Consider the following 25,552-nt stretch of genomic DNA (forward strand, 5'->3'; position numbering starts at 1 on the left):
GGCCATTACAAGAAGGCCCGCGCCGGCGCGCTGGCGTCGTTCACCGTCATCGGCAACGACAACGAGAGGCCCGAGGCCGCCGAACTCGAGATCTACACCTCGACGAGAAGGGTTGCCGAGGCTGCCGATGAGATCGAACAGATGCTGAAAGAGTCCGGCGTGCTGTTCGACGAGCGGGTGGATCTCGCCGCACATATTTGAGGCGCCGATTATCGCGCCACATCATCGGTGTCGTCCCGGCGAAGGCCCGGACCCATACCACGTGATCTTTCGGTGGGGATGAGGTGCGAGTCCCGGACTACTAATCTTCGCCAAACTACTTCCTGTGGTTATGCGTCCCGGCCTTCGCCGGGACGACGCCGGGGAGAGATCGCGCCCATTGCTTTGGCATTTGACGCCAGATGCCGTCCTCGCCGGCCCGCCCACCTCGCCTTGACATTTTGACAGGCGTCGGGGGCCTTCTCACGGCCCCGATTTTGAGGCTAATAGGACCCTGAAAGCTGCCCTTTGCGGGCGCATTTTGCTGCTGTCGGGTCAAAAGCAGCCAAAAACAGCCATTTCCAACAAGAAAGCCCATCATGAAACGCGTCGACGCCCACGGACTGAAGATCGCCCCCGTCCTGTTCGATTTCATCGCCAAGGAAGCGGCCCCGAAGACGGGAATCGCGCCCGACGCGTTCTGGGCCGGGCTCGCCGCCATCATCCGGGATCTCGGACCGAAGAACCGCGCGCTGCTCGCGGTCCGCGACACGCTGCAGACCAAGATCGACGACTGGCACCGCGCCAGCAAGGGCAAGCCGTTCGACATCAACGCCTATACCGCCTTCCTGAAGGAGATCGGCTATCTCCTGCCCGAGCCGGCGACGCAGACCGTCGAGACCGCCAATGTTGATGAAGAAATCGGCAAGATCTGCGGGCCGCAGCTCGTCGTGCCCCTCACCAACGCACGCTACGCGCTGAACGCGGCGAATGCGCGCTGGGGCTCGCTCTATGACGCCTTCTACGGCACCGACGCGATCCCGCATGATGCGGGCGACGCCGGCAAGGGCTACAACAAGGCACGCGGCGACAAGGTGATCGCCAAGGCCAAGGCGTTCCTCGATGCCGCCGTGCCGCTCGCGACCGGCAGCCACACCGACGTCACCGCCTATAGCGTGGTCGCCGGCCAGCTCGCGGTGAAGCTGAAGAGCGGCAACGCCACCGCGCTGAAGAACGCCGCGCAGTTCGCGGGCTTCCAGGGCGATGCCGCCGCGCCCTCCGCCGTGCTGCTCGTCAACAACGGCCTGCACGTCGAGGTCAGGATCGACCGCAGCAACATCATCGGCAAGGACGATCCGGCCGGCGTCGCCGATATGCTCATGGAGTCCGCGGTCTCGACCATCCTCGACATGGAGGACTCGGTCGCGGCGGTCGATGCCGAGGACAAGGTGCTGGTCTACCGCAACACGCTCGGCCTGATGAACGGCACGCTGTCGGCCGATTTCGAGAAGGGCGGCAAGACGCTGACGCGCGCGCTCAACAGTGACCGCAGCTACAAGACGCCGGACGGCAAGGGCGAGGTCAAGCTGCACGGCCGCAGCCTGCTGCTGATGCGCAATGTCGGCCATCACATGTTCACCGACGCGGTGCTGGACGAGAAGGGCGAGGAGATTCCGGAGGGCCTGCTCGACGCCGCCGTCTCGGGCCTGCTTGCGATCCATGACCTCAAAGGCAATTCCAAGGTCAGGAACAGCCGCACCGGATCTGCCTATATCGTCAAGCCGAAGATGCACGGCCCCGACGAGGTGTCGCTGACCTGCGAGATCTTCGACCGCGTCGAGAAGATGCTGGGGCTTGCCGAGAACACCATGAAGGTCGGCATCATGGACGAGGAGCGGCGCACCACCGTCAACCTCAAGGCCTGCATCCAGCGCGCCTCCAAGCGCATCATGTTCATCAACACCGGCTTCCTCGACCGCACCGGCGACGAGATCCACACCTCGATGGAAGCGGGGCCGATGATCCGCAAGAACGAGATGAAGGCGCAAGCCTGGATCAAGGCCTATGAGGACTGGAACGTCGACATGGGCCTGATCGACGGCCTGCCCGGCCACGCCCAGATCGGCAAGGGCATGTGGGCCGCGCCCGACAAGATGGCGGACATGCTTGCGCAGAAGCTTGCCCATCCGCAGGCCGGCGCCACCACCGCCTGGGTGCCGTCGCCGACCGCAGCGACGCTGCACGCGCTGCACTACCACCAGGTCAACGTGATCGCGCGGCAGCAGGAGCTTGCCAAGGGCGGCCCGCGCGCAAAGCTGTCCGACATCCTCACCATTCCGGTGTCGAAGTCGAACTGGGCGCCCGACGACGTCAAGCAGGAGATCGACAACAACTGCCAGGGCATTTTGGGTTATGTCGTGCGCTGGATCGACCAGGGCGTCGGCTGTTCCAAGGTGCCCGACATCCACGATGTCGGCCTGATGGAAGACCGCGCGACGTTGCGCATCTCCAGCCAGCATCTCGCCAACTGGCTGCACCAGGGCGTCATCACCGAAGCGCAGGTGATGGAATCCCTGAAGCGCATGGCCGTCGTCGTCGACAAGCAGAACGCGGGCGACGCGCTCTACAAGCCGATGGCGCCGTCCTTCGACGGCGTCGCCTTCAAGGCGGCCTGCGACCTCGTCTTCGAAGGCCGCACGCAGCCGAACGGCTACACCGAATACATCCTCACCGCCCGCCGCCGCGAGGCCAAGGCGGCGGGGTAATCCTGGTTCGACGAATGTCAAAAGTCCCGGCCTGCGCCGGGACTTTTTTGTTGGGCGCCTGTAGCCCGGATGGAGCCAACGGGTCGGCGCGAAGCGCCGCCCGATGACAGGCTCCGCGTAATCCAGGACCGGCGGTGCTTGGGGCAAGATCCCGGATTTCGCTTCGCTCCATCCGGGCTACGCCCGCGGCGGGCGAAACGTCGCGGCGCGAGGAGGAACGGCTGCGCGCCGCTCGCGTTGTCGGGCCATCAACCAACGGGAGATGGTCATGGACTGGAATCGGATCGAAGGAAACTGGAAGCAGTTCAAGGGTTCCGCCAAGGAGAAGTGGGGCAAGCTCACCGACGACGACCTCAACGTGATCGAGGGTCGCCGCGAACAGCTCGAAGGCCGGCTCCAGCAACGCTATGGCTTGGCCCGGGATCAGATCCGTCAGGATGTCGATGCCTGGCTCAAGTCGCTGCATTAGAGCTGGTCTCGTCACGAACGACAAAAGCCCCGGCTCTCGCCGGGGCTTTTTTGTTTTGGGATCCGTAGCCCGGATGGAGCCAACGGGTCGGCGCGAAGCGCCGCCCGATGACAGGCTCCGCGCAATCCGGGACAGACATGGCTTGGGGCAAGATCCCGGATTTCGCTTCGCTCCATCCGGGCTACGACCACGTGCCCCGCTAAAACACCGTGAGATATTTCAGCAGCGACACGACGCCAATGATGATCACGACGACGCGCGCGATCTGCTTGGCGCGGCCGTCCATCGGCAGCATGTTGATGAGATAAAGCACCAGAATGATGACGAGAAAGGTGACGAGTACGCCGACAAGCATCGCGAGGCCCCCTCAGGCAAATTGCTGACAGTGTCCTAACGCCTGTCTCGCGCGCTGGTTCCACACAGGCAACTCATTGCAACTTCTAGTAAATGCGTACTTCTACCAGCCTCCCGGCTGCCTAAAACTTTACCCTTTTCGTCTCAGATGCGGAAACCGTTTGCGGGTGCGCCGCCAGCGGCATGCGATTGCCGACCACGCCGCGCCCCTCCCTGTTTTCGTTGTTGCCTGGGGCGCCCTGACGACTTTTGAAATTTGCAATTGGGGGCTTCGATGCTGAATCGTCTGACCGTATCCGCGCTGCTGAAGGCGGTGATCGCGATCACGTCGGTCTGCGTGGTGATCGCGCTCTCGCTCACCGCCTACGAATCCTGGGACCGCCTCAAGACCGCCAGCCGCATCTCGCAGATCGCGGACGCCTCCGCGGACCTGTTCAAGGCGATGCACAATCTGCGCACCGACCGCTCGACCACGACGCGGCTGCTGAATGCGACCGAGCCGATGGACCCGGAGATCGAGAAATATCTGCGCGCGCTGCGCGACGCCCAGATGCCGGCGATGGCCCGTGCGCTCGACCTGCTGCCGACCATGGACTTCCCGCAATCGGGCACGCTGGTTCCGGAGCTCGCGCGCCTCTACAAGCTGCTGTCGGAAGAGCAGAAGCAGTTCTGGGAGGAGGTGGCGAAGCCGAAGGACCAGCGCCGTGCCGGCTTGCCGAAGGAATACATGGAGACGACGCAGGGCCTGCTCGAGACGCTCGACAAGCTCTCGAACGTCCTGGCCGCCACCGTCAACCACCAGGATGCCGTGATCGACCAGCTGCTGTCGATCAAGCAGAACGCCTGGCTGCTCCGCAACACCGCGGGCGAGGCCTCGCTGATCGTCTCGACCGGGCTTGCCGCCGGCAAGATCACGCCGGAAGGCCGCTACGCCTATACCCAATATGTCGGCGGCACGACCGCGATGTGGAAGGCGCTGGAACTGTCGACCTCGGGCATGCAGCTGCCGCCGGCGCTCACCTCCGCCATGGCGGCCATCAAGACCGCCTATTTCGAGCCGCAATATCTGGCCTTGCGTGACCGCCTTGCGGACACGCTGGTCAAGGGCGAGAAGCCCGAGATGACCGCGAACCAGTGGAGCCCGGTCACGGTAGGCCGCATGGCAAGCGCGGTCGCGGTGGCGGAAGCCGCCCTCGATGCCGCCAGGACGCATACGCTGGAGCAGCGCAGTGGCGCGCAGCGCGCGCTGATCGTGCAGCTCGCGCTGCTGACGCTCGCCATCGGCCTCGCCATTGGCGCCATCATGCTGGTCAGCCGCCGCGTCATCCAGCCCCTCAACACCATCCGTGACGCCATGCTGAAGGTCGCCGGCGGCGATCTCGGCGTCGACAGCGGCTATCTCGACCGGAAAGACGAGATCGGCGCGCTCGCCGGCGCGCTCGAGACCTTCAAGCAGCAGGCGACCGACAAGCTCAAGATCGAAGAGCACGAGCGCGAGCGCAATGCGGGCGCCATCGCGCGCCAGAGCGCGATCGAGGCCTATGTCGGCGAATTCGAGGGCGCGGTGCGCAAGACGCTGGGCGAATTGAGCGAAGCCTCAGGCGCGATGCGCAAGACCTCGGGCGATCTCTCCGCGGTGTCGCGGCAGACCAACGACCGTGTCCAGGTCGCCGGCAAGGCCTCGAACGACGCCTCCATGAGCGTCGACAGCGTCGCGGCCGCCGCAGAGGAGCTCAGCGCCTCGATCAACGACATCAGCCAGCAGGCCGCGCATGCCGCGGGCATCGCCGGCCGCGCCGTCACGCAAGCGAGCGAGACCGACGGCACCGTTCAGGGGCTGGCGAAGTCCGCAGGACGCATCGGCGAGGTGGTCGGCCTGATCAACACCATCGCACAGCAGACCAACCTGCTGGCGCTCAACGCCACCATCGAGGCAGCCCGCGCCGGCGAGGCCGGCCGCGGCTTCGCGGTGGTCGCCTCCGAGGTGAAGTCGCTGGCGAGCCAGACGGCGAAGGCCACGGAGGAAATCTCCGAGCAGATCGCCGACATCCAGAAGGTCGCCGGCGAGGCCATCGACGCGATCCAGACCATCGGCGGCATCATCGGCGAGGTCAACGAGGTCGCGACCGCGATTGCCGCCGCCGTCCAGGAGCAGGGTGCGGCAACCCAGGAGATCACCCGCAGTACGCAATATGCGGCGCAGGGCACCAGGAACGTCTCGGACAACATCACCGGCGTCAAGGCCGACGCGGACGCCGCAGCGGCGGCCGCGGAGAATGTGAAGCACGCCTCCGAGCTGCTGGAGACCCAGAGCCGCCAGCTCGGCCAGGAGGTCTCCGGCTTCCTCGGCAAGATCCGCGCGGCGTAGCCTCGGTTTATTGGCACGCGGCGAGCCACGCATCCCGATGTCGTCCTGGCGAAAGCCAGGACCCATTACCACCGCACTCTGCAATGGGCAGGCTGGTGGCCGTCAGCGTCGCACCACACTGGCACTCGGGGTAATGGGTCCTGGCCTTCGCCAGGACGACGTTGAGGAGCAGCACGCCTCAAACGCTGTCGGCAAGCGCGGCCCGATACCCGTCCCCGACCGTCCCGTAATTTTACGGCAGGGCCACTGTCTAAGTTTTTACTCTTTTCGGGCCAAATGCGCCGGGCGCCTGCCTCCGGCAAGCGCATATGCGCGCATCCCTTTGATTCTTCGAAGTTCGTGGGGGGCTGCCGTCTCGGGGCCACGAACTTCGAAAATGCCTACCGGGGTGTCCGATGCTGAACCGCTTGACCGTTTCTGCGCTGCTGAAGGCAGTGATCCTGTCCACCGCGCTCGTCGTCGTCATCGGATTCTCGATCAGTGCATGGAGCTCATGGGGCCGGCTGCAAGCCGCCAACCGGATCGTTGCGGTCTCGGCCGCATCGGCAGAAGTGTTCAAGGCGATGGCGAACATCCGTGCCGACCGCTCGACCAGCAGCCGCCAGCTCACCTCGGATGTCCAGGTGGACCAGGACATCGAAAAATATATCCGCGGAATCCGCGACATCCTGATGCCGGCGCTGGCGCGCGCCACCGAGATTCTTCCCTCCATCGACTTGCCGCAGGGCGAGACGATGGTGTCGGACCTCGGCCGGCTGAACAAGGTGTTGCTTGAGAAGCAGGCGGAATTCTGGACCGAAGTCGCCAAGCCCAAGGCTTCGCGCCGCGCAGCACTCGCCAAGGAATATACCGACGCCGAGGACGGGCTGATGGCGATCCTCGAAAAACTCTCGCCGATGCTCAGCGCGAGTGTCAATCATCAGGACCCGGTCATCGACCAGCTCCTGATGCTCAAGCAGATGGCCTGGCTCTTGCGCCTGAGCGCCGGCGAGTCCTCGCTGATCGTCGGCAATGCGCTCGGCACCGGCAAGATCACGCCTGAGCTTCAGCTCGCCTATACGAAGTTCGTCGGCGGCACCGATACGGCCTGGAATGCGATCGAGCTCGCCACGGTGGGCATGCAATTGCCGCCGGCGCTCGCTGCGGCCATGGCGAACGCCAAGGCCGTCTATTTCGACCCACAATACGCCACCACGCGCGACGGCATCATCGCCGCGGTCGCCAAGGGCGAGAAACCGTCAATGACCGCCAACCAGTGGAGCCCTTATTCGGTCGGCCGCATGGCGAGCGCGATCAAGCTCGCCGACGCCGCGCTCGACGCGGCCAAGGATCACTCCGCGACCCAGCGCGCGACAGCAGTGCAGTCGCTGATCGTCAATACGGCGCTGCTCGCCGCCGCGATCCTCCTGACCGGCGCGGCGATGATGGCCGTCAGCCGCCGCGTGATCACGCCGCTGCACCGGATCCGCGACGCCATGCTGAAGGTCGCCGGCGGCGATCTCGGCGTCGACAGCGGCTATCTCGACCGCCACGACGAGATCGGCTCGCTCGCCGGCGCGCTGGAGACCTTCAAGCAGCAGGCCACCGACAAGCTGAAGATCGAAGCCCAGGAGCGCGAACGCAACGCCGGCGCCGCCGCGCGCCAGCGCGCGATCGAGACCTATGTCGGCGAGTTCGAGGGCGTCGTGCGCCGGTCGCTCGGCGAATTGAGCGATGCCTCGAGCGAGATGCGGAAAACCTCGGGCGACCTTTCGGCCGTGTCGCGCCAGACCAACGAACGCGTCGAGGTCGCGGGCAAGGCCTCAAACGACGCCTCGATGAGCGTCGACAGCGTCGCCGCCGCCGCCGAGGAGCTCAGCGCCTCGATCAACGACATCAGCCAGCAGGCCGCGCATGCCGCGGGCATCGCCAGCCGCGCCGTCAACCAGGCGCGCGAGACCGACGGCACCGTCCAGGGGCTGGCGCAGTCCGCAGGACGCATCGGCGAGGTGGTCGGCCTGATCAACACCATCGCGGCACAGACCAACCTGCTCGCGCTCAACGCCACGATCGAGGCGGCGCGTGCCGGCGAAGCTGGCCGCGGCTTCGCCGTGGTCGCCTCCGAGGTGAAGTCGCTCGCCAGCCAGACCGCGAAGGCCACCGAGGAAATCTCCGGCCAGATCGCCGACATCCAGAAGGTCGCCGGCGACGCCATCAACGCGATCCAGGCGATCGGCGGCATCATCGGCGAGGTCAACGAGGTCGCCACCGCGATCGCCGCCGCCGTCCAGGAGCAGGGCGCGGCGACCCAGGAGATCACCCGCAGCACGCAATATGCGGCGCAGGGCACCAAGAACGTCTCGGACAACATCACCGGCGTCAAGGCCGACGCCGACACCGCGGCCGGCGCGGCGGAGAACGTCAAGCAGGCCTCCGAGCTGCTGGAGACCCAGAGCCAGCAGCTCGGCCGGCAGGTCAGCGACTTCCTCGGCAGGATCCGCGCGGCATAAGGCACGCTGGCGCTACACCCTCGCTGTCGTCCCGGCGAAGGCCGGGACGACGGCGGTGATTGGGGCACCGGCCTCGCATCATTCTCGTCCTGGGGAAGATGCGAAGCGACGCGCCCCTACTCCTTGGCCACCACCGGCACCTGGCGGAATCTTGCGCGCACCGATTCCGGCAGTGGCGAGAAGTTCATCGCGACGCCGCCGCGATCGTTGGCATTGCGGTTGGCGATAACGAGGCCGCCCGCGCTGGCGACGATGTCGCCCCTGCGCAAGGTGGGATCGTCCTCGGCCTTCACGGGCGCGAGCCCGACCGTATCCTTGCCGTTGCAGGTGCAGCCCGCGACGATCTCGTTGCGGTAGCGGAACGCGTTCGGCAGGTCGGAATAGGACTTTCCGGTCTCCGTCGCCGCATTGTCGATATTGCTGCCATAAACCAGCGACGTTTCGGCGGCCGGACAGAAGCTCTTGCAGGATTGCGCCTTGCTCTCGCTGTCGGCGCCTTGGGCCGGGAAATAGCGGCCGTCGCAGCCCCGCACGCAATAGGCCAGTCCGCCGCCATAGGCGATGCGGCCACGCGGCGCATCGTAGCGGGGCATGTCGTCGCCCGGAAACGGCGTCCGGATCTGCGGCGGCCGTGCTCCGAACGCGCCGAACAGCGCCGAGAAGAAATCCTGCGCATGCGCCGGCGGCGTCAGTACGAGGCCGAGGGAAGCGACGGCGAACAATGCCGCCGCGCCACCGGCCAGCCTGTTGATCGAGCGGATACCCATGTGACCTCTTAGTTGACCGACGACGTCGGGATGTTCAGCGCCTGACGGCCGGTCGGCAGCGTCGTCACCGCCGGGCGCTTGCGCACGGGATCGCCGTCCCTGGCCATCAACGGGGCGTTCTTAGGCAGCACGACCACCTTGGCGCCGACATTGACGCGGTTGAAAAGGTCGGTGACATCCGCATTGGTCAGGCGGATACAGCCGGAGGAGACGAACTTGCCGATCGTGGTGGGATCGTTGGTGCCGTGGATGCGGTACTCGCTCGAACCGAGATACATCGCCCGGGCGCCTAGCGGATTGCCGGGACCGCCGGCCACGAAGCGCGGCAGATAAGGCTGGCGCGCGATCATCTCGGCCGGCGGATGCCAGTCCGGCCACTCCGCCTTGCGCGTCACGCTTTGCACGCCGGCCCAGGTGAAGCCCTGACGGCCGACGCCGACGCCATAGCGGATGGCACGGCCCTGGCCGAGCACGTAGTAGAGATAGGTATTGGCGGTATCGATGACGATCGTGCCGGCCGGCTCGTTTCGATCGAAGCTCACGATCTGCCGGCGCAGGCGATCGGGAAGCGCGGCGTCCTCGTCGGCCGTTTGCGCGTCCGCAGGGGCGTAGGCCCGGTCCTGTGGAAAGCCGTGCAGCTGCAACGGCGCGTAGCCGAGCGTCTGGGCGTGTGCCGCGAACGGCATCGTCAGCAGCGCTGTCGCAACGGCAAAGCCAGTGAAAGTGCGCGGCGAAAGCCGGCGATGGACAGAGAACCTGGTCATGTGCTGCCCCATTGGATGTGTGCATCCGGGTGATGCGCGTCCGATAAACGCGGCAGGACCGACTCAAGTTCCACGGCGACGTGCGGCTGCGAAGTCACAGTCAAGCGAGCCATTCTTCACGAAGCCGCGATGGAACCGCAGCGGGCCCCCGACGTTCTCCCCTGGTCAACGGGCGCCCGGATGGAAGCTTCCGTGCGGGAGAGAGATTGTGCGCGTCCTTCCCAGTGAACGTCTGACTTCCGACAACAGCGAAAGCACGCCGCTCCCCGACAGCAAGACTGACCTGCCGCCGGTGATCCGCCGCGCCGAATTTGTCGCCTTCGCGCTCGCTGGCCTGCTCCTGATCTCCGTGGTCGCAGTGCTCTATGTCGGCAAGCCATTCTTCCTGCCCGTCGTGATGGCGTTCGTCACCGGCACCATGCTGTCGCCCGCCGCGGGCTTCCTGGAACGCCGGCGGGTGCCGCGCGCGGTCGGCGCGGTGCTGATCGTGATCGCGGTGACGGCGGTGGTCGCCTTCGTGGTCGCGCTGATCGCCTCGCCGTTGATGGAATGGAGCTCACGCCTTCCCGAGCTCGGTGCGAAGCTGAAGGACAAGCTGCATTTGTTCGATCGGCCGCTCGCCTTGTGGCAGGAGCTGCAAATCATGGTCGGCGGTCCGGAGGCGCTGCCGAGCCTGCAACTGCCGAAATTCGAATGGGTCCAGCCGACGCTGGAATTCCTGTCGCCGACATTCACCGAATTCCTGCTGTTCTTCGCCACCCTGATCCTGTTCATCGCGAGCTGGCGCGATCTCAGGCGCGGCCTGATCATGACCTTCGGCGACCGCGACGCGCGGCTGCGGATGCTGCGGATCCTCAACGAGATCGAGGTCCATCTCGGCAATTACCTGCTGACGGTGACCGTCATCAATGTGGGCGTCGGCATTGTCACAGGGCTGATCTGTGCGCTGACCGGCATGCCAAATCCAGCCGGACTCGGCGCGCTCGCGGCCGCGCTCAACTTCATCCCGATCATCGGGCCGGTCGCGATGTTCGCCGTGCTGGTCGTGGTGGGGCTCGTCGCCTTCCCGACCCTGGGCGGCGGATTGATGGCGGCGCTCGCCTTCGGCGGCATCACCTTCCTGGAGGGGCACTTCGTGACCCCGACCATCATCGGCCGCAGGCTGGAGTTGAATGCGCTGGCCGTCTTCATCGCCCTCGCCTTCTGGACCTGGCTGTGGGGGCCGATGGGCGCCTTCCTCGCCTCTCCGCTGCTGATCGTTGCGCTGATCCTCAAGGAGCATCTCGCGCCGGCGGATTCGCCGCAGCTGCCGCAAGGATGAGGGGTTTCGATGACGGAACTTCCGTCACAACGAAACGTTTTCCGCTCATCTCACCGCCAACAGTTCGGAGCTTGTGATGTCAACAACCGACGGCGACACCAGGATGAGAGACTGGACCGACAAAGCCACCAGGGAACGCCTCGAGAAGGATGTAGCAGCCGTGAAAAGCGATATCGCCGCCCTCACAGAACAGATCACCGATGCCCTCAATACGTTTGCCAACGCGACGGGCAAGCAGGCCCGGCGTGGTTACAAGCAAGCCCGCGAGAACGTGGATTCGACGCTCGACGACATGTCGGAGCGCGGCAGCGCCATGATGGGCGCGGCGCAGGATGCTTACGGGTCGATCGAGGAAACGCTGGAAGATGCCATCACGCAGCGGCCGCTTGCGACCGTCGGCATCGCGCTCGGCATCGGCTTCCTGATCGGCGTGGCGTGGCGCCGCTGAGATGCGCGGGGGATCGTGAGATGATGGCGGCGCTCCGGCGCCGCCGCTGTCGGCTTGTGGGGATTTGAGGAGCAAGTCCATGTTTCAACGCATCATCGACGGCATCAGCGCATCGACGGGCACGACAGTCCGGCTGACGTCGCTCGCGGCCGGCGCCGCATTCGCGCTCTTCATCACCACCAGCTTCCTCTGCGCCGCCGCCTTCATATCGGTTCTGGAGACATATGGACCCGTGCAGGCCTGCCTCGCGGGCGCCGGCATCTTCTTCCTGCTCACGCTCGCCGCGGCGGGCACCTATTGGGGCTACAAGCGGGAGGCGCGGAAGCGCGCCCGGATCGCCGCCGAGCGCGCCGCGAAGTCGGCGGCCACGAGCATGCTCTCCGACCCCGTGCTGATCGCGACGGGGCTCCAGATTGTTCGTGCCATCGGGATCAAGCGGCTGCTGCCGATCCTGGCGATCGGCGGCGTCGCGCTCGGGATCATGGCGAGCCGTGCCGGTGCCCCCGACGAGGCTTCGGCCGAACCGGCCGAGTAAATCATCCCCGGCTGCGGCTGACGCAGATCGCGGCCACCGCGAGCGGAGTGGCCAGAGCGATCCAGGACAATGGCAGCCAGACCCCCGTCTGGCCGAGCAGTGCCGAAAGCAGGCCGAAAATGCTGAAGGCCGCGAGCAACGCCGGCCAGCGCCAGATCAGGGCAATCGAACGGCGGCCAGTCATTCGGCGCCGCCCGGCGAAGCCAGCGGCATGACCGCGGCCGGTTGTTCTTGCGTCTTCGCGACCGGCGATCGCGCGAACCAGAGATAGAGTCCGCTGCCGAGAATGAAAATGGTGACGAGGTCGAGCACCACCCAGATGATCTTCAGCGGCATGCCGCCGTAATCGCCGAAATGCAGCGGGCGCGACAGCTCCAGCGCGCGCAGATACCAGGGCATGGTGACCGCGGACACCAGCGCACCGCTTCTGGCATCGACCAGCACGGGACTGAACAGGCGCGAGGTCAGCGGCTGCTTGCCCTTGGTCCAGACCACGTAGTGAAACGGCGATCCGAAGGGGGCGCCCGGATAGACCACGCTGGTCGTGATCATGTCCGGAAACGCCGCCTTCACGGTGTCGTACGCAGCTTGCGGCGAGGACAGTTCGGACGTCTGCGGCACCGGCTTGCCTTGCAGCGGCGCCAGCATGGCGCGCACGTCGGTCTGCTGCCACAGCGCGAACAGCGGCGTCGAAAGCTCGTTGATCACGCCGGTGGCGCCGACCACCAGCGCCCAACCGAGCGTGGCGACGCCGAGCAGGTTGTGCAGGTCGAGCCATTTCAGCCGCCGCGAACGGCTCGCGCGCACCGTGCCGAAATCGAGCTTGCGCATGAACGGCCCGTAGATCGCGATCCCGGAGACGATTGCCGCGATGAACAGCAGCGCCATCGCGCCGAGGAACAGCTCGCCCGCGAGCCCTGCGAACAAATCGCGATGCAGGGACAGCATCAGTTGCAGGAAGGTGAGGCCGTCCTCGCCGAACGGTTTCGTCTGTTTCAGCACGTCACCGGTATGGGCATCGAACCGGATCGAGTGCAGCGACCTGCGGTTGGCCTTGAATGCCTCCCATGAGCTCGCCATGAACATCATGATCTTGGGCTCGTCGTCATCGACGAACACCGAGATGACGGTCTCGCCCGGATACATCTTCCGCCCGGCCTCGACGATTCGGTCGAGGCTGACATTGGGCGTGCTCTCCGGCACCTGCGCATAGGGCAAGGCGTCGTCGAGCAAATTGTCGATCTCGTCGCGCAACACCAGCGGCAGGCCGGTGATGCAGATCAGGAGCAGGAACAGCGTGCAGATCAGGCTCGACCATTTGTGCACGAACAGCCAGCGTCGAAGCGCGGCCTTCCGCTCGTACGCACGTCCGTCGAAGGTGGCCTGCTCGCCCATGCCCCTCCCCTACCAACGGTAGCGCAGCGTCGCAATCACGTTGCGGCGCAGGCCGTAATAGCAGCCGATGTCCTGACAGAGCGTCACGTAGGTTTTGTCGAAGATATTGGTGGCGTTGACCTGTGCCGAATACCCCTTGAACAGCGGCCCCAACGCGGAGAAGTCGTAGTGAAGCGCTGCATCGAACAGCGTGACGTCCGGGACATAGAACGTGTTCGCGGTATTGCCGGCCGTCTCGCCGACATAGCGCACGCCGCCGGAGAGGCCAAAGCCGTCGAGCGGCCCGCCATGGAAGGTGTAATCGACCCAGGCTGATGCCGAATTCATCGGAGCGATGACCGGATGCTTGCCGAGCTGGCTCGGAGTGTTGGTCCGCGTCACGATGTTGTCGAGATAGGTGTAGGACGCCAACACCGTCAGCTCGGGACTGATCTCGGTCTTGGCCTCCAGCTCGATGCCCCGCGAACGGATCTCGCCGGTCTGAACGCGGGAGCCGGGGGGATGCGACGGATCCGTATCCGGCGTCAGCACGTTCTGCTGGATCAGGTTGAACGCGGCGAGCGTATAGAGCGATTTCGCGTTGGGCTGGTACTTGATGCCCGCCTCCTCCTGCTGGCCGGTCGTCGGCGCAAACGAGCGGAGAAGAGCATCCGTGCCGGCGGTCGGCTGAAATGACTCGGTGTACTGGATGTAGGGCGCAATCCCGTTGTCGAACTTGTAGAGCAGTGCGCCGCGCTTGGTAACCGCCGTATCGGATTTCGGTGCGATCGCGGTGCCGCTCCCGTAGGTCAGGGTCTCGGTGCGGGACTGCGCCAGATCGTGGCGGATGCCGAGCAGCGCGACCCAGCGGTCGAACTTGATCTGGTCCTGTGCATAGACGCCGAGCTGCTCGATCTTCTGCCGAACATTCGACGTGTAGGGCACCGGACCGAACGGCACGCCGTAGACCGGATTGAACGCGTTGATCGTCGGCGCAACCGAGAGCATGCCGTTGAGCCGCTTGTCCGTGGCGTTGGTATAGTCGAGGCCGGCAAGCACCGTGTGCTCGAACGGACCGGCGTTGAATTTGGCTTCGGCCTGGTTGTCGACGTTGAACGAGCGGATAACCTCCTGTGTGGTGAAGGCGCTGCGGCTCAGCTTGGTCGGATCGAGCTGACCGCCGCCGGGCGACACCACCGCAAAATCGGTGCTGACGTCCATGTAGCGCAGGTTCTGCCGGACCTTGACGTTGTTGTTGAAGCTGTGTTCGAGCAGGTAGCCGACCGTACCGAGGGTCCGGTCCGTCTTGTCGAAGTTCGGCTCGCCGGAATAGAAGCTCGTCGGGATGTAGCTACCCTTGTAGGGCGTGATGGTGCCGATACCGTTGGGCAGCAGCTGATTGTAGAAGCCGGCCTTGGGATCACGCTGATAGGTTCCGAGCACGGTCAGCGTGGTGTTGTTATCCGGCCGCCAAGTCAGCGACGGCGCGATCGAGATGCGCTGGTAATCGGCATGATCGACCTGACTGCCCACGTCGAAGCCAGACGCCGTGAAGCGGTAGAGAAACTCCTTGTTCTTGTCGATCGGACCGGAGAGGTCGACGCCCGCTTGCGCGCGGCCATAACTACCGGTCGAGACGAACATCTCGTGATAGGGCTCGAGCGTCGGACGTTTGCTGACGAGATCGACGATACCGCCGGGCGACGACTGACCGTAGAGGACCGAGGCCGGGCCGTGCAAGATCTCGRCGCGCTCGAGGTTGAAGGGCTCGATGATTGGATAGGCGAATACGCCGAAATTGAGCAGCCGCAATGAGTCCAGATACTGGTYGGCCAGGAAGCCCCGAATGTAGACGTTGTCGAAGCGCGCGTCGGCGCCCAGATTCTCAGTCCGCACGCCCGACGTGTAACGCACCGCCTGCGCGATGCTCTGCGCACCCTGGGCCTGGATCTGGTCCTGCGTCACGACGGAGATCGCGGCCGGCGTCTCGATCAGCGCCGCGTCGGTCTTGGTGCCGGTGCCGCTGCGGGTGGCGACCATGCCGTCGACATGGCCGAAGGCCGACTCCTTGTGGCTGGCCCCGGCTCCCGCCGTGGCGGCGACCGCGGCGCCTGCAGGCGCATTGGAGCGTGCCGTTGCTCGCGACCGCGCCGCGCTGCGGCTGCGCGCGGGTGATGCACTGGCGCGCCTCGGCGCCTCGCCACCCTGAACCACGATCGGGCTGAGCTGGGTCGCGGCCCCGGCCCCGGGCGACCCCGCCGTCGCTGATTGTGCCGCCGCCCCTCCCGTACCAATGACCAAAACGACCGAGCTGACGGCCCCCATCAGCCGCCAGCGCCGCACTTCCCAGACGCCCACCACAACTTCCCCAACTTCCAACGGCCGCACGTTGCTGCTGCCGGATCAGGGATTACCGCAGCGGTTCGGCGCTGCGGGGTAGAAGACCTACAGACTGGAGGTTTTCCATTTCCAGACTCCAGAAGCGCTGCAAGCGGAAACAAGGCCATGCAGGGTGGGCGAAGGCGCGCCGCCGTCTCCTTTCCGAAAGTTGCGTTGCGGGTCGGATCAACCGACCTCCAGAAATTCGACGGCCTGCCCGGCGCAATTTTTCGTCGGCCGAGACAGATCAGGGCCCATTCACGCAAACGCTACTCGGATAGGCGGGCGGTTGCCGCTAAAAGCGGCGCCCCTGATTCCAAAAGTCATTTTCCGCGATGAAACCGTCCGTCAAGGCGAACCTCGCCGCATTCCATCACGACGCCAGGCTGTATTTGACGCTCGGCATCGCCAACTGGTCGGTTTTCGTCGACCACATCCCGAACAACGTCGTCAACCTGCTGACGCTGCGAAACTTCGGCTTCAGCGGCGCTGCCGACCTGTTCGTGTTCGTGGTGGGTTATGGCGTTGCCATCATCCACGGCAGGATGGCGCTGGAGCGCGGTTACGTGGTCGCGGCGACGCGCATATTTCGCCGCGTCTGGCGGCTCTACGCCGCCTATGTCGTGCTGTTCGTGATCTATATCGACACCATCGCCTATGTGGCCTCGCAATCGATGGCGCCGGAGATCATCCACGAATACAACATCTCGGGCATCCTCGAGCACCCGCTGCGCATCCTGGTCCGCGGACTGGTGCTCCAGGAAGAGCCGCTGAACCTCGATCTCCTGCAACTGATGATCCCGCTGATGGCGTTCTTTCCGTTTGCGCTGTGGGGGTTGTTGCGGGGTCCGAACCTGACGTTGGCAGCATCCGTCGCCCTGTACTTTGCCGCGCGCTGGTTCGAGTGGAATTTCCGGGTCTATCCGGATCAGGAATGGACCTTCAACCCGTTCTGCTGGCAGATGCTGATGGTGCTGGGCGGCTGGTTCGCGGTGACCGGCGCGTCGGGCCGCGCGCTGCACGGCATGTCCTGGCTGCGCGTGCTCGCGGGCGCCTATCTCGTGTTCGCGATGGCGATCACGCTGATGCGCCACGCGCCGGCGCTTTCCGTCTACCTGCCTGACGTCATCCTCAACAGCATCGCGCCGACCGACAAGGAAAACCTCGCGCCCTATCGCGTGGTCCACTTCCTCGCGCTCGCCTTCCTTGCGACCCACCTCATTCCGGCCGATCATCCCGGCCTGCAATGGAGACCGCTTCAGGCCGTGATCGCATGCGGCGAGGAATGGCTCGCCGTGTTCTGCGCCGCCGTGTTCCTGTCGTTCGCCGGCCATCTCATCCTGATCACCGGACCCAACCTGGTGGTGATGCAGATCGTCGTGAGCCTCGTCGGCTTCGCGGCGATGACCGCGGTCGCTTATTACATCTCCTGGTCGAAGCGGCAGGACCTGCCCGCGGCCTTGCGGCAGCAGGGCTAAGGCGCGACGACATCGGGATGAACCGTCGGGTCCGGTTCGTGCTCTGACCGCCCGGACGCCTCGATTCCGCTAGGCCGAGGGCTGCGGCTGCGCTATGCCGGGCCAAGGTGGTGTCTGCGCGAGGAGACCGGGCGTGGTGATGGCGAAAGGCGAGGGTGAAGGGGCCGACAGCGCGCCGCGGCGCGGCCGGCCGCGGTCGATCGAGACCACCCACGCCATTCTCGAAAGCGCCTACGCGCTGATGGCCGCCACCGGCCTCGCCGCGACCACGATCGACGCAGTCGCGCGCCACTCCAACGTCTCCAAGATGACGATCTACAAATGGTGGCCGTCGCGGGAAGCGCTGCTGATCGACGCCTTTCTCCACCATGCCGCGCAGATGCTGCCGCTGCCGCCGGCGAGTTCCGGCACGCCCGCGGCGCGCGCGCGTCGTCATGCTGCGGCCTATGCCGACGCGCTCCAGGGCGAGTTCGGCAAAGTGCAACTCGCCGTCATCTCCGAGTGCATCTCCAGGACCGGCTCGGCGGAGCTGTTCTATGCACGCTATCTGCAATTGCGCCGCGACGCGCTGGTGGAGATGATCGCGGCGGGCCAAGAGGACGGCAGCATCCTGGCCGAGGGTCCGCCCGAGGATCTCTACGACGCGATCTATGGCAGCCTGTTCTACCGCTACGTCTTCGGCATCGCGCCGATCACGCCTGGCTACGCGCGCAATCTGGTCGACCTCGTGCTGCGGCCGAAGGGCTAGATCAGGCGCTGAAAATGCCCGCCGTCCGCCGCCGACTCGAGGTCCATGCCTTGGCGACAAGAATGCGCGGACATCTCACGTCTTTCCCCACAGGAGCATCAGTCTCATCATGATCAAACGCATCTTGCCATACGAAGGATTGCTCCACGAAGTGGTCGAGCATGGCGGCGTGCTTTACATCGGCGGAATCGTCGCCGAGGACACGAGCCTCGACATGTCGGGTCAGGCAAACGATGTGCTTGGCCAATTGTCGCGTCTGCTGAAGACTCTTGGATCCGACCCGGCCAGCGTGTTGCAGGTGACCATCTTCGTCACGAATCTTGGCGAAAAGGCTGCGTTCAATGCGGCTTGGAAAGCGCACTTTGCCGAAGCCCATCTGCCGGCACGCGCCGTCGTCGGCGTGGCCGATCTCGGTTCAGGCGTCAAGCTCGAGATGACCGCGATCGCTGCCCGACTGACCTCGAGTTGAAGTGCGCGAGGCTTACCGCACCGGCTTCACCGGCTGCGAAAGCTTCTCGGTGCGATCGCGCTCGGTCATGTCGACGACCGTCTCCATCGGCGCGGTCAGCTCGTAGACATAGGAGGCCTCGGTGAAGAACCGCTTGGCGGTGCCGCCGAGCGCTTCGGGCGCGACGCGGTCGAGCAGGATCAGGCCGAAATCGGAATCGGGGCGGCGCGTCGCCTCGCTGGTGTTGAACTCCTCCCAGCGGAATTGGAAGACCTCGTCGCCCGCCTCACCCGTCACCGTCCAGTTCGCGGTGATGTGCGGATGCTTGCCCACCAGCGACAGGCCCTCGTCGGAGTGCGAGGCGAGTTCGAAGAACAGCAGCGACAGGCTCTGCGCGGCGCGCGCGCTGACCGCGATGTCCGGGCCGCTGACGGCGATGCGGTCGGCATGCGGAATGGCGCGCGCCTCGAACAGGCCCTTCAGCTTGACGCCCTGCCACTGGCTCTCGCTGAGTAGCGAGACCACGTTGGACATGGCGTGGATGCGGCCGATCAGGAGCTCGCGGGCGACGTCGATGTCGGAGCCATGGCGCAGCGTCCGCGTCACGATCGACTGGATCACGGCCAGGATGTTCTTGACCCGGTGATTGAGCTCGTCGATCACCGCCGTCAGCCGCCGCTCGAAGCCGATCCGCACCTGGATTTCGCGGCTGAGCCGCAAATTGTTGTAGGCGACGTAGCCGAACAGGCCGCACACCATGGCGGTGATGGCGAAGCCGATCGCGGCCACGATGATCGCGGTCTGCTCCGCGCGCCGCGCCGAATTGGTCTTCGCGTAGTAGCCGAGCTGCCAGTCGCGGCCGCCGAAGCTCACGGTTCGCGTCGCCGACGGCACCGGCCCGTCGGGCTGGGCCATGCGCGCGGAGACCACGCCCTGGTCGTTGGCGACCAGTTCGCCACCTTCCCTGCGCGGATCCTTGAGCGCGACCGAGAACAGCGACATGTCGTCATTGGTCAACATGAGCGAAGCGAGCTCATAGGAAAACGTGACGAAGCCGGCCGGCTCCACCGCGCCCTCGGGAATGACGGGAGCGGCCACGATGACGCCGATCGGCCCGTTCGGGCGCAGCAGAGGAACCGGATCGGAGGCAACCGATCTCTTCTCCAGCCTGGCGCGGGTCAGCATCGCGCTGCGAACCGGATCCTGGTCGTAGCTGCGGCCGGGCAGCGCCTTGGTTTCGTCGCTGCGGGGCTCGAGATCCATCAGCACGTCGATCGGCTGGGTGACGCTCGCCGGATCGATCGGCCTGTCGTCGTAGGCGCGGATTCGCGGATTCGGGAAGCCGGCGCCCGCGATGGCGGCCTGCGCTGCCGCCAGCTCGTTCGGCTTCAGCCGGGCGACCCAGCCGGCCACCACGAAATCGGTCTTGAAGGCGTAGATCGCCGAGCGCAGCGGCTCCAGCATGTTCGGCTTGATCACCGACGGCGCACGGAACAGGCCGGAGGCGACACGCGCGAGCAGTTCGCGCTCGGTCAGCCGGTCCTGGACCAGGCTCGCATGAACGTCGATCGCGCGCGCCAGCGCGATTCGGTCGAGCGCCAGCTCCTGGTCGTGGACGCGATAGGCCGCAAGCCCGGAGAGCAGGGCTCCGAGCAGAGCAATGAAGCCGATGATAAAACCCAGCCGGACCACGCGATTACTCAGGCGAAAGCAGGAGGTCGGCAATAAGCACGGAGCATATGAATGCCGCTCGAACGGCTATGTGCCGTAACAGAGTGGACCCCAGTGACGGAGATAATGAAGGAGGAGGCATCAGTACGCAACTTGGGTCGCCTGAAAAGCTTAATCCGCCCGGCCGATCGTCCGGCCGGGATGGACTGGCCCCGGGTACCGGAGGTAGTCAATCGCCGTGTCCGAAATTTGTTCCGCGGTTACCGCGCTGCCACAGGCGTTAACGGCGGCGCCCCCTGCGCCATGTCGTCGCGCTGGTCAGCTCGCCCGTTGCAATCCGCCCTTGGCCTCAATGAAGCCGACGATGCGGTCGAGCCCCTCGCTCTTCTTCAGGTTGGTCATGACAAAGGGGCGCGCGCCGCGCATGCGCTTGGCATCGGTTTCCATCTTCTCCAGGGAGGCGCCGACATGAGGCGCGAGGTCGATCTTGTTGATGACCAGAAGGTCGGACCGGGTGATGCCGGGGCCGCCCTTGGACGGGATCTTGTCGCCCGCGGCCACGTCGATGACGTAGATGGTGAGGTCGGCCAGCTCCGGGGAAAAAGTGGCAGCCAGATTGTCGCCGCCGGATTCGATCAGCACGAGGTCGAGCCCGGGAAATTTCGCGCGCATGTCCGCCACCGCGGCCAGGTTCATCGAGGCGTCCTCGCGGATCGCGGTGTGCGGGCAACCGCCGGTCTCGACCCCGGCGATGCGGTCAGGCGTCAGCGAGCCCGAGCGCACCAGGAATTCGGCATCCCATTTGGTGTAGATGTCGTTGGTGATCGCGGCGATGTCATAACGCTCGCGCATGGTCTTGCAGAGCAGGTCCATCAGCGCGGTCTTGCCCGACCCGACCGGGCCGCCAATGCCCACACGCAAGGGGCCGTGAGACGTAGCCATTGATTCTTTCCTATCGTCGTCCTGGCGAAAGCCAGGACCCATTACCACTGAACCCGGTTGTCGCGGCAAGCTGTGGCCACGGCCATCCATAACCACAAGCATTCGTGGTTATGGGTCCTGGCTTTCGCCAGGACGACGGCGGAGTGTGCCGCCTCGCACTCATGACCGGAACAGCCGCGTGTATTGCGTCTCGTGCCGCAGGCTGGCGAGATCGGCGCGGAACGTCGCGCTGCCGAGATCGTCCAGTGACGCAATCAGCGCACGATTGGCGGTTGCGGCGACGGCGGCTTCCATCGTCACCAGAACGCGCTGGCTGTCGGTCTGGCCGAGCGGAATGAGCCGGCTTGCCGCCGAGATCCAGTTCGAGACCACCGCGTGCAAGAAGGCGTGCAAGGTCGCAGCCAGCGGCACGCCGTGCATCGCGGCGACCACGCCGACGGCGACGGGATAAATCAGCGGCGTGCGGCACGCCGCGACCATGGCATCCAGCCCGTCGGCATCCCACGCCGCCCGCGCGATCTCGATGAAGGCGCGTCCCTGCGAGGCCGTCTCGAGCTGCCGCTCGCGCGACGGCACGAAGGCCGCGGCAAGCTCCGCGATGTCGCGCAAAGCGGCATCCTCGCCTGCCTCGGCGGCCCGATAGGCATGGACCAGAAACGTCGCATCGCAAAAGCCCGAGCCGTCAACCAGCATCGCATCGAGCCAGTCGGCGAGCGTCGCGGTGTCGACGATGTCGCCGGCCTCGACTGCCCATTCGATGCCGCTCGAGTAGGAGAAGCCGCCGACAGGGAACGCCGGCGACAGCCAGGTCATGAGCCGGTACAGCGCCGCCGCCTCACCCTCGGTGAGGCGACGGGCGTCGACCGGCTCATTTGCGGTCATGAGCATGGCTGTGGCCGTGATCATGGTCGGGGTGGTCGCAATGCTCATCATGGTGGTGGTCGTGCCCGTGATGGTCATGCGCGGCGTGATCATGATGGTGGTGATCATGGCCGTGATGATCATGGTGATCGTGACCATGATCGTGATGCCCGTGATCATGGGCATGGTCGTCATGGCCGTGGGCGTGACCGGCATCGGCGTAGGCGCCGCCTTCGGGATCGAACGGCGCCTCGATCTCGATCACGCGCGCGCCGAGTCCCTTCACCATCGCCTCGATGACGTGATCCCGGCGGATGCGCAGGCCCTTGGCCATGATCTGCGTCGGCAGATGGCGGTTGCCGAGATGCCAGCCGACGCGGATCAGGTGGTGCGGATCGTGGCCGCGGATCTCCAGGAGCGGCTCGGGCGCCGCGACCACTTCGACCAGCCGGCCATCTTCCAGCACCAGCGCATCACCGCCGCGCAACGCGACGGCGTTTTCCAGGTCGAGCAGAAACTCGAGGCCCCGCGTCCCCGTCATCGCCATGCGGCGGCGGTGCCGATCGTCGAAATCGAGCACGACCGTATCCACTGGTGCTTCCGTGAAGCGGTGCTGTCCCCTGACCTGTGTCGCCCGGATCATGCTGCTGTCGTCCTGTTACCGTGTCTCGACCTTCTCGGGCGTGATCACTTCGATCTTCGGCGGCGCCGTGAAGCACTTTACCGCCACGCGGCCGAACGTCTTCATGTGCTCCTGGCCGCGATGCGGCACCAGCGCCTCGGCATTCTCCCACTGCTCGACGAACACCATCTTGGTCGGATCGGTGACGCTCTCATGCAGGTCATAGGCGATATTGCCGGGCTCTTTCCGCGTCTCCTTGATGCAGGCGGTGGCGGCTGCAATGAATTCGGCGCGCGTCTCGGGCTTGATGGTCAGGGTGGCAACGACGTAGATCACGAGAAATCCTCCCGGCTTTTCTTCTGAGGCAAGATACCGGGCGGGACCTTAGACCATGCGGGATCGAACGCAAAACCGGAAAAAGCCGCCCCCGGACCTGCGCTCGGGACATAATCTCGGGACATGCGTTGAGGCGCTATTTCAGTACATGAAATATCGCTGCGCCATCGGCAGCACCTCGGCCGGCGCGCAGGTGAGCAACTCTCCGTCGGCGCGCACCTCGTAGGTCTCCGGATCGACCTCGATGTTGGGCGTGGCGTCGTTGTGGATCATGCTCTTTTTCGAGATCTTGCCGCGGGTGTTCTGGACGGCATAGAGCTTCTTGTCGATGCCGAGCTTGCGGGCCAGGCCGCCGGTGACCGCAGCCTTCGATGTGAACACGACGGAGGACGCGGTGCGCGCCTTGCCGAAGGCGGCGAACATCGGCTGGTAGTGCACCGGCTGCGGCGTCGGGATCGAGGCGTTGGGATCGCCCATGGGAGCTGCGACGATCGAGCCGCCCTTGATGATGCAGTCCGGCTTGACGCCGAAGAAGGCCGGCGACCACAGCACGAGGTCGGCGAGCTTGCCCTTCTCGACCGAGCCGATCAGCTTCGACACGCCATGGGCGATCGCGGGATTGATCGTGTACTTGGCGATGTAGCGCTTGACGCGGAAATTGTCGTTGTCCTTGCCCTTGTCCTGCGGCAGCGACCCGCGCTGCTTCTTCATCTTGTCGGCGGTCTGCCAGGTGCGGATGATCACTTCGCCCAGACGGCCCATGGCCTGGGAGTCCGAGGACATCATCGAGAGCGCACCGAGATCATGCAAAATGTCCTCGGCCGCGATGGTCTCTTTCCGGATGCGGCTCTCGGCGAACGCCAGGTCCTCCGCGATCGAGGGATCGAGATGGTGGCACACCATCAGCATGTCGAGATGCTCGTCGATGGTGTTGCGGGTGAAGGGCCGCGTCGGGTTGGTCGATGACGGCAGCACGTTCTTCAGGCCCGCGACCTTGATGATGTCGGGGGCATGGCCGCCGCCGGCGCCTTCGGTGTGGAAGGCGTGGATGGTGCGGCCCTTGAAGGCCTTGATGGTGTCCTCGACGAAGCCGGATTCGTTCAACGTGTCGGAATGAAGCATGACCTGGACGTCGTAATCGTCGGCGACCGACAGGCAATTGTCGATCGCGGCCGGCGTCGTGCCCCAGTCCTCGTGCAGCTTCAGCGCGCAGGCGCCGCCCTTGATCATCTCGACCAGGGCCGCGGGCCGCGAGGCGTTGCCCTTGCCGGAGATGCCGAGATTGACCGGGAAGGCGTCGAACGACTGGATCATCCGCCCCATGTGCCATGGGCCCGGCGTGCAGGTGGTGGCAAAGGTGCCGTGCGACGGACCGGTGCCGCCGCCGAGCATCGAGGTGACGCCCGCCATCAGCGCGTGCTCGATCTGCTGCGGGCAGATGAAATGGATGTGGCTGTCGAAGCCGCCGGCGGTGAGGATCTTGCCTTCGCCCGCGATCACATCGGTGCCGGGGCCGATGATGATGGTGACGCCCGGCTGGATGTCGGGATTGCCGGCCTTGCCGATCGCGGAGATCATGCCCTCCTTGATCGCGACGTCGGCCTTTACGATGCCCCAGTGATCGACGATCAGCGCGTTGGTGATGACGGTGTCGGCCGCGCCCTGCCGGTTGGTGACCTGCGACTGTCCCATGCCGTCGCGGATCACCTTGCCGCCTCCGAACTTCACCTCCTCGCCATAGGTGGTGAAATCCTTCTCGACCTCGATGATGAGATCGGTGTCGGCCAGCCGCACCTTGTCGCCGGTGGTCGGGCCGAACATGTCGGCATAGACGGAACGTTTGATTTTGACGGACATCACAAGCCCCGTTTGCGTTTGAATGTTTGGCCAGCGCTCACAGCGATGCCCTCGCCGTTCGCACCATGTTGTCGAATGTCGTGTCGAGCCACTGATTGCCGCCGCGACAGCCGGCGACCACCTGCTCGGCCCAGCCGGTGTAGTCGACCAAATCGTCACGCTCGTCGGCGGTCGGGTCGGCATGAATGCGCGCACCGATATTGCTGACCTTGTCAGCGATCTTGATCAGCTTGGCGCCGGTCGATTTTTTTGGCGCATCGACCACCTGCCGGCGACGCCGTTCAGCCTTGGGCAGGCTCATGTCGTCGGTGCATTCGACCACGAGGGAAGCGACGCGGTCCGAGAACTTTTGTGCAAGCTCTTCACGTGTGGTCTCGGTGTCCTCAATCGTATCATGCAGCCACCCAGCCGCCACGAGTTCGGCATCGGCACCGTCGGTCGCAGCCGCGAGCAGGTTCGCAACCTCGGCGAGATGGTTGATGTAAGGCTCGTTCCCCCGCCCCTTGCGCGCCATCCCGTTATGCCGGCGCGCGGCCAGCTCGGCGGCTTCGGAGACGAGGCGGATCGGAGACATCAC

General features: G+C 65.3%; 23 protein-coding genes and 1 pseudogene. 11 read left to right on the forward strand and 13 right to left on the reverse strand.

The annotated features are described in order from the left end of the window. The 3 genes and pseudogenes from ACXJMY_RS23450 to ACXJMY_RS23460 all read left to right on the forward strand — a co-directional run. Positions 1-201, forward strand: a pseudogene (locus ACXJMY_RS23450) (adenylyl-sulfate kinase); the annotation flags it as partial. Positions 202-578: 377 nt separating this feature from the next. Continuing rightward, positions 579-2,744 carry a malate synthase G gene (locus ACXJMY_RS23455; protein ID WP_456621720.1) on the forward strand — a complete coding sequence of 722 codons (2,166 nt, stop codon included), beginning with the start codon at positions 579-581 and terminating at the stop codon, positions 2,742-2,744. A 268-nt stretch (positions 2,745-3,012) separates the two neighbouring features. Then, a complete protein-coding gene (locus ACXJMY_RS23460) occupies positions 3,013-3,213 on the forward strand; it encodes a CsbD family protein (RefSeq protein ID WP_456621721.1) in 201 nt (66 codons plus the stop codon). A 199-nt stretch (positions 3,214-3,412) separates the two neighbouring features. Here ACXJMY_RS23460 and ACXJMY_RS23465 read toward each other — a convergent pair whose 3' ends face one another. Then, a complete protein-coding gene (locus tag ACXJMY_RS23465) occupies positions 3,413-3,568 on the reverse strand; it encodes a Thivi_2564 family membrane protein (RefSeq protein WP_254116026.1) in 156 nt (51 codons plus the stop codon). Positions 3,569-3,841: 273 nt separating this feature from the next. Here ACXJMY_RS23465 and ACXJMY_RS23470 point away from each other — a divergent pair, with 273 nt between their 5' ends. Together ACXJMY_RS23470 and ACXJMY_RS23475 are read left to right on the forward strand one after the other, a co-directional pair. Continuing rightward, positions 3,842-5,935 carry a methyl-accepting chemotaxis protein gene (locus ACXJMY_RS23470; protein ID WP_456621722.1) on the forward strand — a complete coding sequence of 698 codons (2,094 nt, stop codon included), beginning with the start codon at positions 3,842-3,844 and terminating at the stop codon, positions 5,933-5,935. Positions 5,936-6,330: 395 nt separating this feature from the next. Next, positions 6,331-8,424, forward strand: a complete 2,094-nt coding sequence (locus ACXJMY_RS23475; protein WP_456621723.1) for a methyl-accepting chemotaxis protein — start codon at positions 6,331-6,333, stop codon at positions 8,422-8,424. Positions 8,425-8,540: 116 nt separating this feature from the next. On the opposite strand, the gene ACXJMY_RS23480 is transcribed toward ACXJMY_RS23475, so the two are convergent. Together ACXJMY_RS23480 and ACXJMY_RS23485 are read right to left on the reverse strand one after the other, a co-directional pair. After that, entirely contained in the window at positions 8,541-9,191 is a 651-nt protein-coding gene (locus ACXJMY_RS23480) for a DUF2865 domain-containing protein (protein ID WP_456621724.1), read from the reverse strand. Between the two features lie 8 nt (positions 9,192-9,199). After that, positions 9,200-9,955 (reverse strand): L,D-transpeptidase, encoded by a 756-nt coding sequence (locus ACXJMY_RS23485; RefSeq protein ID WP_456621725.1) that lies wholly within the window; start codon positions 9,953-9,955, stop codon positions 9,200-9,202. Between the two features lie 208 nt (positions 9,956-10,163). Between ACXJMY_RS23485 and ACXJMY_RS23490 the strand changes: the two genes are divergently transcribed. The 3 genes from ACXJMY_RS23490 (at position 10,164) to ACXJMY_RS23500 (ending at position 12,259) form a co-directional block, all read left to right on the forward strand. Then, positions 10,164-11,276, forward strand: coding sequence for an AI-2E family transporter (locus ACXJMY_RS23490; RefSeq protein WP_456621726.1), 1,113 nt, complete (start codon positions 10,164-10,166; stop codon positions 11,274-11,276). 76 nt (positions 11,277-11,352) lie between these two features. Continuing rightward, the gene (locus tag ACXJMY_RS23495) at positions 11,353-11,724 is read left to right on the forward strand and encodes a DUF883 family protein (protein ID WP_456621727.1); all 372 of its coding nucleotides are present in this window, start codon (positions 11,353-11,355) and stop codon (positions 11,722-11,724) included. 79 nt (positions 11,725-11,803) lie between these two features. Further along, complete coding sequence (locus tag ACXJMY_RS23500) at positions 11,804-12,259, forward strand: hypothetical protein (RefSeq protein WP_456621728.1); 456 nt, start codon at positions 11,804-11,806, stop codon at positions 12,257-12,259. Between the two features lies 1 nt (position 12,260). Here the strand turns inward: ACXJMY_RS23500 and ACXJMY_RS23505 are convergent, their stop codons facing one another. Genes ACXJMY_RS23505 through ACXJMY_RS23515 form a run of 3 tightly spaced genes read right to left on the reverse strand, consistent with a single transcriptional unit; the run spans position 12,261 to position 15,991 of the window. Further along, positions 12,261-12,443, reverse strand: a complete 183-nt coding sequence (locus ACXJMY_RS23505; RefSeq protein WP_456621729.1) for a hypothetical protein — start codon at positions 12,441-12,443, stop codon at positions 12,261-12,263. Continuing rightward, a complete protein-coding gene (locus ACXJMY_RS23510) occupies positions 12,440-13,654 on the reverse strand; it encodes a PepSY-associated TM helix domain-containing protein (protein ID WP_456621730.1) in 1,215 nt (404 codons plus the stop codon). Before ACXJMY_RS23510 ends, ACXJMY_RS23505 begins: the two co-directional genes overlap by 4 nt. 9 nt (positions 13,655-13,663) lie before the next feature. Beyond that, the gene (locus tag ACXJMY_RS23515; protein WP_456621731.1) at positions 13,664-15,991 is read right to left on the reverse strand and encodes a TonB-dependent siderophore receptor; all 2,328 of its coding nucleotides are present in this window, start codon (positions 15,989-15,991) and stop codon (positions 13,664-13,666) included. A gap of 356 nt (positions 15,992-16,347) precedes the next feature. On the opposite strand from ACXJMY_RS23515, the gene ACXJMY_RS23520 reads away from it, so the two are divergent. The 3 genes from ACXJMY_RS23520 to ACXJMY_RS23530 all read left to right on the forward strand — a co-directional run bounded on the left by ACXJMY_RS23520 (position 16,348) and on the right by ACXJMY_RS23530 (position 18,707). Continuing rightward, a complete protein-coding gene (locus tag ACXJMY_RS23520; protein ID WP_456621732.1) occupies positions 16,348-17,490 on the forward strand; it encodes an OpgC domain-containing protein in 1,143 nt (380 codons plus the stop codon). A gap of 139 nt (positions 17,491-17,629) precedes the next feature. Continuing rightward, the gene (locus ACXJMY_RS23525) at positions 17,630-18,238 is read left to right on the forward strand and encodes a TetR/AcrR family transcriptional regulator (protein WP_456621799.1); all 609 of its coding nucleotides are present in this window, start codon (positions 17,630-17,632) and stop codon (positions 18,236-18,238) included. Between the two features lie 109 nt (positions 18,239-18,347). After that, on the forward strand, positions 18,348-18,707 hold the full coding sequence (locus ACXJMY_RS23530) for a RidA family protein (protein ID WP_456621733.1): 360 nt from the start codon (positions 18,348-18,350) through the stop codon (positions 18,705-18,707). A gap of 12 nt (positions 18,708-18,719) precedes the next feature. Here ACXJMY_RS23530 and ACXJMY_RS23535 read toward each other — a convergent pair whose 3' ends face one another. The 7 genes from ACXJMY_RS23535 to ACXJMY_RS23565 all read right to left on the reverse strand — a co-directional run bounded on the left by ACXJMY_RS23535 (position 18,720) and on the right by ACXJMY_RS23565 (position 25,552). Next, positions 18,720-20,378 carry a CHASE domain-containing protein gene (locus tag ACXJMY_RS23535; protein WP_456621734.1) on the reverse strand — a complete coding sequence of 553 codons (1,659 nt, stop codon included), beginning with the start codon at positions 20,376-20,378 and terminating at the stop codon, positions 18,720-18,722. Between the two features lie 297 nt (positions 20,379-20,675). Then, positions 20,676-21,299: an urease accessory protein UreG gene (gene ureG / locus ACXJMY_RS23540; RefSeq protein WP_456621735.1), complete on the reverse strand. Its 624-nt coding sequence runs from the start codon at positions 21,297-21,299 to the stop codon at positions 20,676-20,678. 159 nt (positions 21,300-21,458) lie between these two features. After that, the gene (locus tag ACXJMY_RS23545; protein ID WP_456621800.1) at positions 21,459-22,187 is read right to left on the reverse strand and encodes an urease accessory protein UreF; all 729 of its coding nucleotides are present in this window, start codon (positions 22,185-22,187) and stop codon (positions 21,459-21,461) included. Beyond that, positions 22,168-22,803: an urease accessory protein UreE gene (locus ACXJMY_RS23550; RefSeq protein WP_456621736.1), complete on the reverse strand. Its 636-nt coding sequence runs from the start codon at positions 22,801-22,803 to the stop codon at positions 22,168-22,170. The genes ACXJMY_RS23545 and ACXJMY_RS23550 overlap by 20 nt, the downstream gene beginning before the upstream one ends. A gap of 15 nt (positions 22,804-22,818) precedes the next feature. Then, positions 22,819-23,118, reverse strand: coding sequence for a putative quinol monooxygenase (locus ACXJMY_RS23555; protein ID WP_148755265.1), 300 nt, complete (start codon positions 23,116-23,118; stop codon positions 22,819-22,821). A 141-nt stretch (positions 23,119-23,259) separates the two neighbouring features. Then, entirely contained in the window at positions 23,260-24,975 is a 1,716-nt protein-coding gene (ureC, locus tag ACXJMY_RS23560) for an urease subunit alpha (protein ID WP_456621737.1), read from the reverse strand. A 37-nt stretch (positions 24,976-25,012) separates the two neighbouring features. After that, complete coding sequence (locus tag ACXJMY_RS23565; protein ID WP_456621738.1) at positions 25,013-25,552, reverse strand: HD domain-containing protein; 540 nt, start codon at positions 25,550-25,552, stop codon at positions 25,013-25,015.

The sequence above is a fragment of the Bradyrhizobium sp. P5_C12 genome, from assembly GCF_054049735.1.